This window comes from Lactobacillus sp. ESL0237, assembly GCF_003692985.1.
Lineage (GTDB): Bacteria > Bacillota > Bacilli > Lactobacillales > Lactobacillaceae > Lactobacillus > Lactobacillus bombicola.
In genome coordinates this window covers 322586-339529 of sequence record NZ_REHE01000010.1, presented here as the reverse complement: position 1 = coordinate 339529, position 16944 = coordinate 322586, and the positions used below count along the sequence as shown (strand labels likewise).

General features: G+C 33.9%; 17 protein-coding genes. 14 read left to right on the top strand and 3 right to left on the bottom strand.

Translation table 11 applies throughout. The features are described 5' to 3' along the window. The first annotated feature begins 18 nt into the window (after positions 1–18). From F5ESL0237_RS06955 to F5ESL0237_RS06940, 4 genes are all read left to right on the top strand, one after another. Complete coding sequence (locus F5ESL0237_RS06955) at positions 19–1653, top strand: alpha-glucoside-specific PTS transporter subunit IIBC (protein ID WP_122025001.1); 1635 nt, start codon at positions 19–21, stop codon at positions 1651–1653. 87 nt (positions 1654–1740) lie between these two features. Beyond that, the gene (locus tag F5ESL0237_RS06950) at positions 1741–2532 is read left to right on the top strand and encodes a MurR/RpiR family transcriptional regulator (protein WP_090092598.1); all 792 of its coding nucleotides are present in this window, start codon (positions 1741–1743) and stop codon (positions 2530–2532) included. Then, a complete protein-coding gene (locus tag F5ESL0237_RS06945; RefSeq protein WP_122022285.1) occupies positions 2522–3022 on the top strand; it encodes a hypothetical protein in 501 nt (166 codons plus the stop codon). The genes F5ESL0237_RS06950 and F5ESL0237_RS06945 overlap by 11 nt, the downstream gene beginning before the upstream one ends. Position 3023: 1 nt before the next feature. Continuing rightward, complete coding sequence (locus tag F5ESL0237_RS06940) at positions 3024–3446, top strand: PTS glucose transporter subunit IIA (protein WP_122025000.1); 423 nt, start codon at positions 3024–3026, stop codon at positions 3444–3446. A 130-nt stretch (positions 3447–3576) separates the two neighbouring features. On the opposite strand, the gene F5ESL0237_RS06935 is transcribed toward F5ESL0237_RS06940, so the two are convergent. Next, positions 3577–6567: a TIM-barrel domain-containing protein gene (locus tag F5ESL0237_RS06935; protein ID WP_370448621.1), complete on the bottom strand. Its 2991-nt coding sequence runs from the start codon at positions 6565–6567 to the stop codon at positions 3577–3579. A gap of 151 nt (positions 6568–6718) precedes the next feature. Between F5ESL0237_RS06935 and nagA the strand changes: the two genes are divergently transcribed. Next, positions 6719–7873 carry an N-acetylglucosamine-6-phosphate deacetylase gene (nagA, locus tag F5ESL0237_RS06930; protein WP_122024998.1) on the top strand — a complete coding sequence of 385 codons (1155 nt, stop codon included), beginning with the start codon at positions 6719–6721 and terminating at the stop codon, positions 7871–7873. Between the two features lie 54 nt (positions 7874–7927). On the opposite strand, the gene F5ESL0237_RS06925 is transcribed toward nagA, so the two are convergent. Together F5ESL0237_RS06925 and F5ESL0237_RS06920 are read right to left on the bottom strand one after the other, a co-directional pair. Continuing rightward, positions 7928–8404 carry a nucleoside 2-deoxyribosyltransferase gene (locus tag F5ESL0237_RS06925; protein WP_122022281.1) on the bottom strand — a complete coding sequence of 159 codons (477 nt, stop codon included), beginning with the start codon at positions 8402–8404 and terminating at the stop codon, positions 7928–7930. Between the two features lie 18 nt (positions 8405–8422). Then, positions 8423–9223, bottom strand: coding sequence for a tyrosine-protein phosphatase (locus F5ESL0237_RS06920; RefSeq protein ID WP_122024997.1), 801 nt, complete (start codon positions 9221–9223; stop codon positions 8423–8425). A gap of 151 nt (positions 9224–9374) precedes the next feature. Between F5ESL0237_RS06920 and F5ESL0237_RS06915 the strand changes: the two genes are divergently transcribed. The 9 genes from F5ESL0237_RS06915 (at position 9375) to F5ESL0237_RS06880 (ending at position 16860) form a co-directional block, all read left to right on the top strand. Then, on the top strand, positions 9375–9848 hold the full coding sequence (locus F5ESL0237_RS06915; protein ID WP_199688778.1) for a universal stress protein: 474 nt from the start codon (positions 9375–9377) through the stop codon (positions 9846–9848). Positions 9849–10137: 289 nt separating this feature from the next. Beyond that, on the top strand, positions 10138–11064 hold the full coding sequence (locus tag F5ESL0237_RS06910) for a phosphate/phosphite/phosphonate ABC transporter substrate-binding protein (protein ID WP_122022278.1): 927 nt from the start codon (positions 10138–10140) through the stop codon (positions 11062–11064). A 109-nt stretch (positions 11065–11173) separates the two neighbouring features. Then, positions 11174–11308, top strand: coding sequence for a hypothetical protein (locus F5ESL0237_RS08585; RefSeq protein ID WP_255409286.1), 135 nt, complete (start codon positions 11174–11176; stop codon positions 11306–11308). A gap of 28 nt (positions 11309–11336) precedes the next feature. Then, positions 11337–12272 carry a phosphate/phosphite/phosphonate ABC transporter substrate-binding protein gene (gene phnD / locus F5ESL0237_RS06905; RefSeq protein WP_122024996.1) on the top strand — a complete coding sequence of 312 codons (936 nt, stop codon included), beginning with the start codon at positions 11337–11339 and terminating at the stop codon, positions 12270–12272. Between the two features lie 15 nt (positions 12273–12287). Beyond that, entirely contained in the window at positions 12288–13061 is a 774-nt protein-coding gene (gene phnC, locus F5ESL0237_RS06900) for a phosphonate ABC transporter ATP-binding protein (RefSeq protein ID WP_118896182.1), read from the top strand. Then, positions 13054–13857, top strand: a complete 804-nt coding sequence (gene phnE / locus F5ESL0237_RS06895; RefSeq protein WP_090092583.1) for a phosphonate ABC transporter, permease protein PhnE — start codon at positions 13054–13056, stop codon at positions 13855–13857. The genes phnC and phnE (F5ESL0237_RS06895) overlap by 8 nt, the downstream gene beginning before the upstream one ends. Further along, positions 13857–14669 carry a phosphonate ABC transporter, permease protein PhnE gene (gene phnE, locus F5ESL0237_RS06890; RefSeq protein ID WP_122022277.1) on the top strand — a complete coding sequence of 271 codons (813 nt, stop codon included), beginning with the start codon at positions 13857–13859 and terminating at the stop codon, positions 14667–14669. Before phnE (F5ESL0237_RS06895) ends, phnE (F5ESL0237_RS06890) begins: the two co-directional genes overlap by 1 nt. A 255-nt stretch (positions 14670–14924) precedes the next feature. Next, positions 14925–15410, top strand: coding sequence for a hypothetical protein (locus tag F5ESL0237_RS06885; protein ID WP_122022276.1), 486 nt, complete (start codon positions 14925–14927; stop codon positions 15408–15410). Positions 15411–15462: 52 nt separating this feature from the next. Continuing rightward, entirely contained in the window at positions 15463–16860 is a 1398-nt protein-coding gene (locus tag F5ESL0237_RS06880) for a metallophosphoesterase (RefSeq protein ID WP_122024995.1), read from the top strand. Positions 16861–16944 lie beyond the last annotated feature (84 nt).

Below are 16944 nucleotides of genomic sequence, written 5' to 3'. Positions count from 1 at the left end.
TAGGGAGGATAGTTACTTATGATGCAAAAGTTTCAAAAATTTGGTGCCGCAATGTTTGTACCTGTGCTTCTATTCTCTTTTGCAGGAATTGTTGTTGCGCTAGGTAGTTTATTTACAAATCAACAAGTCTTAGGATCACTAGCTAATCCTGGAACTACTTGGAATTCTATTTGGGATACAATTTCAGCAGGCGGCTGGACAGTTTTTAAGCAAGAAGCACTACTTTTTGTTGTTGGACTCCCAATTGGGCTGGCTAACAAGTCAAAAGGCAGAGCGGCAATGGAATCTGTAATCACTTACATGACCTATAATTATTTTATTGGCGCAATTTTAACTCACTGGGGTAAAAATTTTGGTATTCCTAATTTTGCTAAAGTTCAACTTGTTGAAAATTCAACTAATTATGGATTAACTGAAATAGCGGGAATTAAAACATTGGATACCAGTATAATTGGAGCTTTAATTGTTGCGGGAATTGTAATATGGCTTCACAATCGTTATTTTGATAAAAAATTACCTGAGTGGTTAGGGACATTTCAAGGATCGACATATGTTTATATTTTAGGCTTTTTTATCATGATACCAGTAGCCGTATTAACCTGTTGGGGTTGGCCTAAGGTTCAGTTAGGAATTGGTGGAATACAGCAATTTATTGTGAAGAGTGGCGTTATTGGAGTATGGATTTACAATTTTTTAAATAGAGTTTTAATTCCAACCGGACTACATCACTTGGTGTATATTCCATTTCAATACGGTCCGGCAGTGGTTGCTGGTGGACTGCAACCATACTGGTTACAACATTTATCACAATTTGCTTTAAGTACTCATCCTTTGAAACAATTAGCACCAGCAATGGGTTTCCAATTGTATGGCAATGAAAAAGTTTTTCTTGCTCCAATCATTTGTTTAGCGTTTTATGCAACAGCAAAGAAGAGTAAGAAAAAACAAACCTCAGCATTACTTATTCCTGCTGCTTTGACATCATTTTTTGCTGGAATTACTGAGCCAATTGATTTTACTTATTTATTTGCAGCTCCAATATTATGGATAATTTACTCAATTATTGCTGCAACTATGAATACAGTAATGTTTAGTTTGGGAGTTGTTGGTAATTTTTCTGGCGGTGCAATTGATATGGCTGCTGAAAATTGGATTCCCTTATGGAACCATCACTGGCAAACATTTTTAATTCAATTTATAGTTGGTATTATTTTTGCAATTATTACTTTCTTTATTTTCAAATTCATGATTAAAAAATTTAATTATATTACTCCTGGTCGTGAGGATGATGATCAAGAAGTTCAACTACTAACTAAGAAGGAATATCAAAATAGAAAAAATTTACAATCACAAAATTTTGATAATAATAAAACAGAGAGTAATCCTTACATTGATAGAGCAATAGCATTTCTTGACTTACTTGGTGGGGATGAAAATATTAAAGAGTTGAGTTCATGTGCAACTAGGTTAAGAGTTTCCGTTAAGGATCCAGAAAAATTAGGAACTGATGCTCAGTTTAAGGCTGCCAAAGCAATCAGTGTAGTTCATCATGGTAAGGCAATTCAAGTTATTGTTGGTCTTGATGTTGCTCAAGTACTTGAAGCGATGCAAGAATTGCGAAAGAAAAATCAAGACAATAGTAGTCACAATTAGCATATTTAATGCAATAGAGCGCTTTAATAAATAAAAAGCAAGTTATAAAATGTAAGTAACTACTTTATATGGAGCGTATATTTACTAATGTCAATATTAAAATCTTTAGTTTATCAAAATAGTAGCAAATTAAATGATTCCGAAATTAGAATAATTCAATTTGTTCTAGATAATGCCAAAATATGTAAAACATTAAGTCTTTCGGAACTTGCAGAAAAATTATTTGTTTCGAAATCCGCTATTTTTCGATTATGCAAACATTTAGGATTAAGTGGATATAGTGAACTAAAGTTTTATCTAAATGAGGTTTATATAGAAAATAAACAAAAATTGAGCAATATAGATATATCGAATAATTTTGGTCCAGATTTAACAAAAGAAACGGCAAATTTATTGAAATATTTTCAATCGCTTGACCTAAAAAATTTTTATACAGATTTGAGTAATGCTAAAAACATATATATATATTCAACTGGTTGGATTCAACAAATGCTATCAAATTTTCTTTCGCATGAATTATTAATTTTTGGGATTTCTTCCATTGTTTTACCTGCTGCTGTGAGTGAATTACAAGGAGTAGGTAAGATAGCTAAAAAGGGTGATATGCTTTTTATTATTTCTTATACAGGTGATAATAAAGAAATAAATGATGAATTAGGGAAATTTGAGTTAGTTAATAATAAATTGCGTTATGTGTCATTTACGGACTTGAAGAAAAATAAATTAGCTTCGCTTGCTAATTATAATTTTTATTATCCAACTGTTAATTTTAGTACAGATAATAATGTATCATTTATACTCGCATATTTATTAATTGACTTATTAGTTAATAATTTTGGTATCTGGCAAAATAGAAAAAGTGAAAATAATGATATCTAATATAAATAATTATATTTTAATATTTTTAAATAAAAGCAATTTAAATGCAAAAAGAATCTTAACTTTGTATATCGATGCATTACTTTTAATACCACTATGTTTCGGAAGTTTCTTATTCTTTGAATTAACTATTATGAAACAGAATATGCCAGTGATTTTAGCTAAATTTCCAATTATTAGTATTGAAATAATTATCGCAATTACAGATTTTTTATTAGGCTATTATTTATGGTTGAAAAAAGATGAACTTATAGCAAATCCTAAAAACTATCATTTTTTCATGTTATGTCAAGCTGTTAGTCAATTAATGGTTGGCAATATTTTATGTTTGATTTTAGCGATTTTTGGTCTGTTACGCATAAGTAGTTTCAAAGAGAAATATCAAGCAGAGAATAAACTTATTAAAAATATATCGGTAATTTGTTTAATAGCTTTTAGCCTTTGTTTCGTGCTATTTATTTGCTTAGATATAAAAAATAGTAGGTATTAAAATGTTTAACTTATTTAAAAAAAATAAATTTATTGTTGAGGCGGTTTGTGATGGGGATTTAATTCCAATTACAGCTGTAGAAGATGATGTTTTTTCAACCAAAATGTTAGGTGATGGATATGCTATTAAGCCTAACAACGGAAAAATATATTCTCCAGTTGCAGGGACTATTACAACTGTTTTTCCAACTATGCATGCTATAGGTATTACGGTAGCAAACGGTTTAGAAATCTTAATTCATTTAGGACTAGAGACTGTTGCTTTGGCAGGCGAACCATTTGAAGTATTTGTCCATGAAGGTAATCTAGTTAAAAAAGGTGATCTTTTAGTGAAGATGGATTTAGAGATGATCAAGACCAAGCAATACGATAGCACTATAATAGTTGTCTACACCAATATGGACATTATTAATTCTGTTTCATAAGTTGACGCAGGCGCAGTGAAACATGGCCAAGAAATTCAAGTAATAGAATTTAATAATTAAAAAATCATAATCAAAAACTGCAAAATATTATTAATATTTTGCAGTTTTTGATTATTTAAATGTAAATAATTTATTTTTTAGCGCGATAAAAGAAAATTTCACGTGCAGCAACTAGCGAACCAGATGATTGATAAATAACAAGTTCTATTGCTTTAGCAGTTACGTCACGTAAGCCTACTACTTTATTTTTGCTATCTGCTTTCCATTGTAAGTGATCGATGTAACTGGTGAAGTTCTTGCCATCTGGTGATACTAAAATGGAAACATCAACTGGATTTGCTTTGTGATCAATATTGCGTGGCACAAAAACCATCCGGCTCAAATTTTCTACTTTATCAAAAGTAAAAGTTAATTTGAGTGGGTTATCCTGCAAGCTAACTTGGTTAGTCTGCCATTCGCTAGCTAATTTTAAATCAGTTAAGTAAGTTAGTGGGTGATGAGAGTTACTTTCACAATTGCTAGTGACTAGAATATCAGCAATTGCGTTTTCGATTGCTTCGTGTTTAGTAATTACTCCAAAAAGATCAGACCACTCGGATACCTTATTTCCAGCTACATAGCGCATACGGATAATATAACGATTATTGGGGGTCAATTCATGAAAAGTGAAACTTTTACCGGAAATTCCTTCATAAATAAGATGATTAATTTCAACTTCAACATTGCCAGGGCGAGACCAAGTAAGTTCAAATGAATGGGCTGAAATTTTATTTGAATCAACTGACGGTAATTTGGGAGATGGGAGAAGCCCATTAGTAACAGCAGGTACCATGACTTTGCTATTATAAGAAAAATTATTAATGGTAATTTCAATTTTGGCATCGGTTATATTCCGATTTGCTAGTTTAATTTGAAAAGCAGTTTGTCCTTGTTGCAGATATGGAGCAAATTCTGGTAAGGCATAATTAGTATTATAAAAGATTCCTTCGCGTGCATGATTAAAGGCATCAATTGTACCGTATTGCTGTATTTGTATAACTTGATCATTGATCTTTACTGTAACTTGATCAGAATACGAATCACACATTATGGTTAATTGGGTTTCTTGGTCAGTTTTTAGTGCGGAGTAGTCGCCTTTAATTGGATCAATTGTAATGGTCAGCTTTTCACCTTTAACTATGCTTTTAATATGTGTTTCGTAATGATGCTCGCTAAAAGCAGTTAAATCATCATCATTATAAATGACAGTTTCGCTTTCTCCTTGGGGATAAAAGAAGAAATTACGGTGACCAAAGTCAAAAATACTCCCCCCACGCACAAATACTGGCAAATGCCATAGGGGAAATGACAGGTTATTGTAGACGCGGTTACCAGCATATTTTTTTCCAGTAAGTAGATCAATCCACATTATATGTTTGCCGGGTAAATATAAATTATCTTTACGTGAATCGCAATTAGCATCTTCGCGTCCGTTTGTGATAGGCGCAATTAAAAAATTATTACCTAACATAAATTCGCTGTTGAATTGCTCAGTATAATTTATTCGTTCGTCAGGAAATGCCATAAATAATGGTTGCATAATAGGATTTCCAGTTCGAGCTTGAGCATTTAGCGTGTATAAATAGCTTTGTAACTGTTGATGTAATGCTAGATATGCACGATTTATATTGGTTATTTTATTATTATAGGAAAATGGTGTTTTACTATAATTACTTTGATCATCGATATTAAATAAGAAGGGCGTAAAGGTTTTCCATTGAAAATCACGAACATAAATTTGAGCATTTCCGCCACCTTGAGCACCGTCAATTGCTGCTCCTACTAAAGGTTGACCTGATAAATTTGCTCCAATCATTCCCGCAACTTGGGTGGTGATGTTTTCCCAATTTCCACCAACATCACCAAAAATTAAAGCTGCCTTATTTTGCATCCCCATAAAACCGCCATCCCGAAGTATTAATGGACGTTTAGGTTGTAAAATACTTTGCAATTGCTCCTGGTCGGTACCGATTGCAGTTTCATTACGTGCATAGCTAAAGCTACTTTTAGATGGTAAAGTAGGCTGGCCCTCATACCAAAATCCTGGTTGAACTCCTTGGTCGATAGCATAATCATTGAAAAAATTAAATCTTTGGTAATCAACAGCTGATACACCATGGTTGGGGATAAGCCAGGCTAAGTTGAAGTTCATTGCTTTATAACGATCAATAAGACCACGAGCAGAAAATTGATAGTCTTCCTCACCATTAAGCGAAGCTTTACCAGAAGCAACAGTGGGGTCATTAGTACGAGTATAATAACTATTGTCAAAACGACTGGCATTGCGTTCCTTGGCCTGACTTGGTTGCCAAAGAGTGGTAATAAAATTGCCAATATGTCCCAAGCCCAACGCATATTTAGGCAATAGCTGGGGTTGGCCAGTTAAAGAATAGTATTTTTTTAAGATAGAGTGGGGTGTTTCGCCCATTATATAAAAACTATCAAAAATCACGTCTTGATGTTTGATCAATGTTAGTTCGGGATTTTGCTGTCCAAAATCATATATACCTTCTTGGGCAGTATTACGGATCTCACCGTAACCAGCATTTGACCAAAAAAATGGTACCTGTAGCGGAATGCCGCCTTTTCCAGTAATTTGATCATGCTTAATCATAATTTTGCGTCCTTTATGACTAAAATAGCCATTTTGTAAGCCGCCACCAAAATAAAATTCATTTTTTTTCTGAATGAGAGCTTCACTTGTAGCTTCATTTGATAGTTCTAGTGGTTTGGCCTGGGCCATACGAATGCGATGTAGTTTTTCATCAAAGATGCTCATTAATACAGGATTTTGCCCAAAAATAATTTGATAATTACCTGCATGAATAATTAATGAATCGTTGGTTGCATGGACACGTGAAAGTTTAAATGCACTTTCGTCAAAATTATTTAATTGAATATAAGTTGTACGGTTTTCATTGAAGTTTTGTTCTGGATCAAGTAAAAAGCGAAAAATACCATCTGCTAAAATGTAAAAATGTGCTACTTCTCCGGTAGCAAAGTGTAATTCGTAAAAGTTTTCACATCTGTTAGCACCAGTTAACGCTCCTAATTGATGTTTGTTTGTTTTTCGTATCATAATTATTGCTTTCCTGTTAACTATTCTTACTACTATTATAACTAAAAAATAGAAACTTTCTGTAGTATTTGTGATTGAACTGGTAAAGGTAAATTTATTAAGCTAAAATGAAGATGAAAATATTAAGCTGAATTTTGTAAAGAAAGGTAAAATAATGACTTATTATATCCATGCAGATAAATTTTTTCTTGAAAATGTAACTGAAGATGGTGGTTACTTAGAAATTCAAGATAATGGTAAATTTGGCTTTTACTATTCTGAAAATGAAAAACCTCAAGGTAAAATTATTGACTACAGTGGCAAGTGGATTGCTCCAGGTTTAGTTGACACACATGTTCATGGCTCTCTTAATGAAGATATAATGCGTAGCGACTGGGCCGGGGTTAATCGGCTGTCAGAAGGTTTTTTACAATCAGGTGTAACTAGTTGGTTGCCGACCACATATACTGCTAGCGCAAGAACTTTAACTGAAATTTGCCGAATGTTTGGTGAGCATAAAGGTGAAGAAACTGGTGCTAAAATTCAAGGGCTCCATTTTGAAGGACCATATTTTACTGCCGAGCATGCTGGGGCAGAGAATCCTAAGTATTTGCTTGATCCGGATATTGATCAATTTAAGCAGTGGCGTGAGGATTCGCAAGGCTTACTAAATAAAATTTCACTTGCACCAGAAAGAAAGGGTGCCAAAGAATTTATTCGGGCAGTTGTTAAAGAAGGAGTAGTTGTTGCTTTAGGACACTCTAGTGCCGATTATACCCAAGCCAAGGCTGGTATTGAGGCAGGGGCTTCAATGTTTACTCATACTTTTAATGGCATGCCTGATCCGGCTCATCATGATACTTCCATTTCTAATGCAGCAATGGCCTTAAATAATGTAACTGCCGAATTAATCTGTGATGGGCACCATGTTAATAAGGAAATGGTCCGTGCCTTGATTAAGGCTAAGGGACCAGAACACATTTGTTTGATAACAGATTGTATGGAAGCTGGAATGATGCCAGATGGAGATTATATGCTTGGCGAATTACCAGTTTATGTTAAAGCTGGGATGGCCCGCCTTAAAACAGGTGATAACCTAGCTGGTAGTATTTTGCAACTTAATACTGCTTTAAAGAATGTTGTTGATTGGAATGTGGCCACACCAGAAGAAGCAGTAATGATGGCTGCTTATGTACCTGCTAAAAGTGCCCATGTTTTAGATAAGTGTGGTTCAATTGCTCCTGACAAGGCTGCTGATTTTTTAGTATTAAATCAAGATATGACTTTGAGTGAAACTTACTTAGAAGGAGAGTCACGGTATCAGGCTTAAAATTGAGACATAAAAAAACCGCTTCACATCTTGTGAAACGGTTTTTGTTTTAGTTTAGTAGACACCACCATCATAAAAATTGAAAGTTGGTTTGTTAAAATCAAAATTTTTTAACTCGCTAATTTTGATGGCATTATCACACACACCCCAGCTCATCAAGTTAATTGATTTGCCAAAATCTTCATCAGGAATTACTAAAACAATATACTTACCTTGGGACATTGCATAGCCCAATTCCATGCCTAGGCCCACATCCTCTTCATCAGGAAGATAAACGCCAATCATGACGTCATTTGCTTTAATACCAGTTAAGTCACCCCGATAAGTAGCATTTGCCCATTCTCGATCATGTAAGTATTCGGGATGCTCTGCCACGTTAATACCCTTATATTGGTGGTCTAATGGAACATAACTGTTTTCAAGGTCAATTGTTGGATTTTGTGCTAAAGCTGACATTGCTTCTTGATATGCCTTATTTTGTTTTTCGTTAAACCAGCCTGCGCCAAAATAAACAGTCTTTGTTTTACCCATTTTTCTCTCCTTATCATTTTAATCTAGATAAATTTTGCGTAATTGAGCAATTTTATCATCAGTTAGTCTCATAATATCATGCAAATAGTTTTCTAGACTACCATAATTTTTATTTATAGTATTGATAACGTAATCAAAATACTCTGGGCAAACAGTTTGTAAGTCTTTTAAATTACTAATTGCTACATCATTGGCACCTTTGTCTTTGGCCTTTTGCAAAAAATTATTAACGAAATCTTTAGTGGCAGTGTTGGTAAATAAGTAGTCTGCTCTAATGGTTGCAAGCGGTACATTCAAAGCAGATAAAATTAAAATTGCCGCTAAGCCAGTCCGGTCTTTACCAGCAGTACAGTGAAATAGTACACTTTTATCGGATTCTGTGTTAGCCAATAAGATGTCAAAAAACTTACGATATGCCTTTTGAGCTGATTCACTTTTAATCATATCATCGTAGGCAATAAACATGTGGTTAAAGCCGGCTTTAGGATCATCATTTTCTTGACTAATAATTTCATCAATTCCCTTAGAAGAGTTAGTTAAATCTTCACTGAAAACCGGGTCGAACTTGTATGTTACCCCTTCAGGAACACGATCAGGTTCTTGGTTTACTTCGTCTTTACTTCTAAAATCAACGATATATTTAGCACCATAATCTTGTAGAAATTGAAGGTCAGCCTTATCTAGTGTCGCCCAATTAGCTGTTCTAAGTAGTTTATGCTTTTTGATGGTTTTACCATCTATGGTTTTATAGCCGCCAAGTTCGCGAAAATTACGGCCATTCTTGATTGGGATAAGTTGATTTGTTAAATTTTTAGTCATTAAATTCTCCACCTTTTACACTTTGAGTTCCAATATCATTTTAGCAATAAACTAAAGTACAAACAATTCTAAGAAATTCCAAAAAAATTGCTAAGCCCAAAATATGTTAAAATATAGGAAATTAACGATTGTACATTATAAAGGGTGAATTATGACTATGAAAAAAGAACAGATTTTAGTGCCGGTTGATGGTTCTGAAGCAGCCGAACGTGCTTTTGACAAGGCAGTAAAAATAGCAATGACTGAAGATGCTCATCTTGATCTGTTAAATGTAATTGATACTAGACAATTTTTGGGCGAAATCCAAGATACTGTAATTACAGGTGATACTATTTATCAAATGACTCAAGATGCAGAAAAATATTTAAAAAGTTTAAAAGATTGGGCTCATGATAGCCTTGGTTTTGACAATCTTGATTATCACATTCGTTATGGTAGTCCCAAGGCCATTATTTCTTATGACTTTATTCAAGATCATCATGACGATTTAATTATTATGAGTTCAACTGGTTTAAACGCTGTTGAAAGAATGTTGATGGGCTCAGTAACTGAATACGTCAATCAACATGCATTAGCAGATGTCTTAATTGTTAGAACAGATATTAACAATAAGCCAATTAAGTAATTTAAAGAGCAATCCGAACTATAGTTAAAGCAAAATAAAAACAATAATTAATTGGAACATACGAGTAAATCGTATGTTTTTTATTTACGAAAAGCATAAACTAAATGTTCGTATTTAGCGATAGCGTAAACGTACAGAAAAAAATTAATAATATTATCCTATAAATTTGCGAATATTAATGATAATATTTAAATGTATTGAACGTAATTTAACTGAAATTGATTAACTGAATTTGCTATTTTAATCAAAAAGTTTCAGTTTGTACATGGAATATAGGAGTATTATAGAAATGAAAAAAGTCAAACAATTTCTTGTAACGATGATGGCCTTATTATTTGCAGTTAGTTTAACGGCGTGTGCAAATAAAAAGACGTCTTCAAGTAGTAATGAACCCAAGTCACTTAATGTCCAATTTGTTCCTAGTTCTGCTGCTAATAAATTAGAAGCGCGGGCAAAGCCAATGGAAAAACTACTTTCTAAGCGGTTAGGTATTCCAGTCCATGTTTCAATGTCAACTGATTACAGCGGGCTAGTTGAGGCAATGAAGTCTAAGAAAGTTGATGTGGGTTTTTTGCCTTCTGATGCTTATATCATGGCACATAAGCAAAAAGCAGCTGATTTGCTCTTACAAGCAGTTCGCTATGGTATAAAGCAACCCGGTGGAGTGACAACTAAAAAGTTAGTCAACTTTTATCGTGGTGAAATTTTAGTTAAAAAAGATTCTGCTATTAAAACCTGGAAAGATCTTAAAGGTAAATCAATTTCTGTTCAGGACATTACCTCAGACTCAGGTTATGTTTTCCCCGTCGCTGAATTAAAACAAAAGGGGTTAGATATCACTAAGAGCTGTAAAGTTGTTTCTGTTAAAGGCGCTGACCAAGGGGTATTGAATGTTTTAAATGGTGATACGGATGCAGCCTTCGTTTTTGAGGATGCGCGCAATATTGTTAAACATGATGAACCTGATATTATGACTAAAGTTGTGCCTATTTACTTCACCAAACCAATTCCCAACGATACGATTTCAGTTATTTCCAGTATGCCTAAAAATTTCCGAAAAAAATTAGCTAAAGCGTTTATTGCTATTGGTAAGTCTAAAGCAGGTAAGAAAATTATAGAGAGCGTCTATAGTCATGAAGGCTATGTTTACGCTAAAGATAGTGACTATGATACCATTAGACAATATAATAAAATTATGGACACAATCAAAAAATAATTTTTAATTTATATGAGCTATTTTTATATATTTTACTTTGCTAAATAAAGTATTTCTGTTATTATTTGATAGAATAATTACCGAAGCATCGAAAAGGGGGCAAAGGCTGATGCAAAATGAAGTATCCATTAGAGATTTTGCAGTTAAGCTTTTTTGTTTCTTTAAAAATGATGTTATTGTTCGCTTTTTAAATAATATTGTTGGTAAAAGACTTAGTATGATTCACGTTTGTGTTCTTAGCTAAAGTCTTTTTTTATGTCTGGGAGGGCATGATGAATAAATTTAAAAAAATACTTGCTGGTTTTGCGGTGATGCTGGTAGCTGTGATGGCGACTGCTTGTTCAGGTAACTCAAGTAAAAGTAAGAGTACAGATAATGCTGTACCTAAATCTTTAAATGTTCAGTTTGTACCAAGTCAAGCGGCAACTAAACTAGAATCAAGGGCCAAGCCGCTAGAAAAAATGCTATCTGACCGCTTAGGCATTCCAGTCCATGTTTCAATGTCAACGGACTATAACACGGTAGTTGAAGCAATGAAGTCTAAAAAAGTTGATGTGGGCTTTTTACCACCAAATGGATATGTTTTAGCACATAAGCAAAAGGCAGCAGATGTTCTACTGCAAGCTCAAAGATATGGCGTTAAGCAACCTGATGGTCGGCCAACTAAAGAGTTAGTTAACTATTATCGTGCAGAAATTTTAGTTAAAAAGGGTTCTAAGATTAAAACTTGGAAAGATTTAAAAGGGAAATCAATTTCAATTCAAAGTCCGACCTCTTCAGCTGGTTACGTATATCCAATTGCTGAATTAAAGGAAAAAGGGCTCGATGTAAGAAAGAGTTGCAAATTAGTAACTGTTACAGGTCAAGATCAATCTGTTTTAAATGTTTTAAACGGTGATACGGATGCAGCTTTTGTTTTCGAAGATGCACGGACAATCGTTAAAGATGATAATCCTAATATTATGAAACAAGTTGTGCCAATTTACTTTACCAAGCCAATTCCTAATGACACAATTTCGGTTGTTCCAAGTATGCCTAAAGCATTTCGGAAAAAGTTAGCTAATGCCTTTATTGATATTGGTAAATCAAAGAAAGGTAAGAAGATTATCGAAAGTATTTATACGCACGAAGGGTATGTCAATAGTAAAGACAGCGATTTTAATACAGTTCGTAAATATGAAGAGATTATCGAATCAACTAAAAAATAAAAAAGGAAGTATATAATGGCAGATTCTGCAGTTAAACCAATAATTGAATTAAAAAATGTAAATAAAATTTATGGTAAAGATATTGTTGGTTTAAAAGATATCAATTTAACTATTAATAAGGGTGAATTTGTCGTTATTGTTGGCTTATCTGGTGCAGGAAAATCAACTTTGCTGCGTTCAATCAACCGCTTAATCGACATTAGTGCCGGTGATATTTTAATTGCCGGTGAATCAATTACTAAGGCTAAAGGTAAAGAGCTTAGAATGTTGCGCCGTAATATTGGAATGATTTTTCAAAGCTTTAATTTAGTTAAGCGCTCGAGTGTCTTACGTAATGTTTTAACTGGGCGGGTAGCATATTATCCAACTTGGAAGAGTACCCTAAATCTATTTACTAAAGAGGATAAACAAAGAGCATATGATGCTCTGCAACAGGTTGATTTGGCTGATAAAGTATATAGCCGAGCTGATGAACTTTCGGGAGGTCAGCAGCAACGTGTAGCCATTGCTCGGGTTTTAACTCAGAATCCTGATATTATTTTAGCTGATGAGCCTACAGCGTCACTTGATCCCCAAACTTCACGGCGGGTAATGCAAGATTTAAAGATGCTCAATGAAAAGCATGGTATGACAGTTATTATTAATTTACATAGCGTGCAATTGGCGAAAGAATTTGGTAAGCGAGTAATCGGTGTACGTGCTGGTGAAATCATTTATGATGGCAAAATGAGTGAAACGCCAGAGTCCACCTTTGACCAAATATACAGTGGTGGTGAAAAAGATGAATAGCACTGATCCAGAAAAATTAATGACATTGCCTAAGAAAAAATTCAAATTCTGGAACTTAATTTGGGTGATTATTTTTATTGGCGGTTTGTTTATTTCAACTGGTGTTACTAAAACAAGTTTAGGTGCTTTTTTTAGTAACTTTGGGCAATTTGCTGATATTTTCTTACAAATGCTTCATCCGAATTGGGCATATCTTGGCGCAGTGATTCCGCTTCTGCTGGAGACGATTAAGATGGCTGTTTTGGGAACTGTAATTGGTTCAGTCTTAGCCTTTATCTATGCATTATTAATTGCACGTAATATTGTTAAGAATAAAACAGTAACTGGTATTCTAAGGGTAATTATGAATATTATTAGAACGATACCTGACTTACTCCTGGGAGCAATTTTTGTGGCAATTGTGGGTATTGGTCCGGTAGCAGGTATCTTGGCATTGGCGATTTGTACGTTTGGAATAGTGGTTAAATTATTTTATGAAGCCATTGAAACAATTGACCCAGGTCCCATTGAAGCTTTAACTGCTGTAGGTGCTAATAAATTGCAAATTATTGTTTTTGCAGTTTTACCTCAAGTTATCACTTACTTCATTTCATATTGCCTATATGCCTTTGAAATCAATGTGCGGGCTTCAACAGTCCTTGGTTATATCGGTGCTGGTGGGATTGGTTTGTACTTGCAACAAACACTTCAAGTCTTTGACTATGCAAAAACCGGGACAATTATTATTGTAATTATTTTGGTTGTGGTACTAATTGATTACATTTCATCTAAATCACGGGAGGCGTTGATGAACTAATGGATACTACTATGAAAAAATTGCCTCCTAAGCCAATTGAATGGAAAAAACGCATCTTACATTGGGCTATAGCAATAATTACAGTTTTCTTAATTATTTGGTCTTGTACAGGGATTGATTTTGGTGGTATTAAGGAAACTGCTGGCCAAATTGCTGGTGCAATATTTACAGGTATTTTTAATCCTGATTGGTCCTACATTTATAATGGAACCGGTGAAGATTTAGTTTCTCAATTATGGGAAACTGTTTGTATTGCATTCTTAGGGACCTTTATCTCAGCAATTATTTCCTTACCATTTGCTTTTTGGGCAGCACATACAAAGCATAAAAAATGGTACATATCACGTTTAGGTAAGATTGTTTTAGCAATTATTCGGTCATTCCCTGAAATAGTTTTGGCTTTAATGTTTATTAAAGCGGTTGGCCCCGGTTCAGCAGCTGGTGTTTTAGCCTTAGGTTTTCACTCAGTGGGAATGTTAGCTAAATTGTTTTCAGAAGCAATTGAAAATTTAGATGATGGTCCCAATGAAGCAGTAACTGCGGCTGGTGGATCAAAAATGAATATAATCATGTTTTCAATCCTACCTAACTTAATGCCTGCCCTGATTTCTAATACCTTATACCGGTTTGATGTTTCAATTAGATCAGCTTCAATTCTTGGTCTTGTTGGCGCTGGTGGTATTGGCTATCCTTTAATAATTGCTTTACAGTATCGGCAATGGAATCGAGTGGGAATTATTTTACTCGGTATTATTGTCATGGTAATTGTTATTGATGCAATTTCTGGTTGGATTCGTAAAAAATTAGTATAAATAAAAAGTAGTGCAGGTAAAACTGCATTACTTTTTTTATTATCGGGATGTCATATTTACCGTTAGTTTTTGCTGTGCTGTCGATGAAATTAATAAAATTTATATTTTTAGATAAAAATAAACAAATTGTAGTCCGTTTTAAGTAAAAACATTATTCTAATTATTAATTCTTTGTTAACAGAGTAAAAATTTATTTCGAAAAAGTGCAATAGTAGTTTTTTTGGTATAATATAGAATGAACTTTAGGAGGATATCATGGAAAAGTTAGCTATAGTGACTTTGGCCGATGATTTGGCCATGAACCAAGAAAGTATTTTAAACCAAGAAATAGATTTTGATGCCGAGGCTGTTTATCGTGTAATTGACAGCTTGCAAGTACTGCATAAGCCAGTCAAAGAATACTTTGCAATGACACAAGAACAGTATTATGAAACCGAGAGTGATCATAAATTAACTTTGATTAATTTATCAGCAAACTTGACTGACCTGCATGATCGCATCTTAACTAATCATGTAGATGGTTTTGTGGATCAACATGAGATTAATCTGACTTATAATCATGAAAATCCTTTCGAAGATGATTTTTATAATAATGTAGTCGATTTTCATGTTGTTAGCTATAGTTTGAAGGTAATTGGTGCCGTTCAAGCAGTAGCAGCTCAAGAATTACAAACAGTATTGTCTAAAGATGCAGTTTTGTCAATTGGGTTAGCAGCATACGCATTGGCAAATAATAAATAAAAATGAAGGCTGTGGCTAATGCCCAGCTTTTTCTTTAGCTTGAGGCAGAATAATGGAATTTTTTAGATATGCTAAAGGATTAGTTAATCGGATTAGTAGTGTAAGAGAGCAGAAACTATCGCAAAATAAAAATGTCTCACTTGATCCGATGCAGGATTACTTAACCGTAGGAGAATACCGGGTTGATGAGGAACAACATACGCCGCATAATCAGCCATATAAATTAACGGTTTATAAAGATGATGAAGGTGTTTTACATCAAGCACTTAGTTTAGAAAGTACAACTAAGTTAGAACCAGAATATGTCCGTGATTTTAATCAAGAATTAGGCTGCTATCGTGCCTTTGCTAATCGGAATACCGGTCGCCGCTACGTGGTTGAAGAATATTTAGAACAATTTGTTGAACGAGTAAAAAAGCATGTCCGCCAAGGAGAAAACTCGGTAAATGTCAGTGTGATTACTGATACCCATTATAAAGATGCCAACAGTATCGATTTTTATGGTTGGAATGGGCTAACCCATGTTAGTGAGTTTTCCTATTTAGATAATTTAGGTTTATTAGATTTAAAAGTTCACCTAGGAGACTGGATTGATGGGTCAGATACCGGATTTTTAGGTGAGAGGGAACTTATTAAATTACGTGATGCTTTTAAGTCAAACTGCATTCCATATATAATGATTAAAGGAAATCATGATGAAAATGATAAATATGATGAGCATCATGACTTAAAAGCATCGTTTCCAGAAAATGAATTCGAACATATTATGTGGCCGCAGATGTACGCACAAGATGAGATTAACTATATTTCGCGCCAGCATGGGGTTTGTTACTATGATATAGATAATGTTCGCTTTATTGCGGTTAATACTTCAGACTTACCCTATTATTTGGATGCGCAAGGCCGTAAAAAATATGATGCCAAAATTACCTTAGGTGTTAGAGAAGATCAAATTGAAGAAATTATTGAAATTTTGGAGCAGTCTTCGAATAAAAATATTATTTTTATGAGCCATGCTAATCCAATTAATCGTAAAGCTTCTAATGCTTTGAAATATAATGGACGTTCTCTTCATGAATTATTAGTAGCCTTTAATCAAGGTGAAAAAGGACGAATGCATTCTAGCTATGGTATTCCTGCGGAATTTCGCTTAGCTAATGATTTTGATTTCACTAATGTCAAAAATGCCCGAATTATCGCCTATTTTTGTGGACATCGGCACCGTGAAGACCAATATCGAATTAATGGTATTCAATATATTTTATTTAATTGTTCGGTTTTGATGGGTCCTAAACATGTTTTAACTACTAAGTATAATAAAAATTGGAAACGACAGATTGATCATCAAACAGAATTTGCGGGTTATGTTGTGAATATTGATTTACATCGACACTTAATTCAAGTATTTGGCTATGGTGCTGCAAGTAAGAGACGATTTTTTTATATTTAGTAAAAATTCACAAGTAGTTTGGTAAATATGTGATTTTTAGCATATAATAGAGCGACTAGACTAAAAAATAAATTACTGAAAATA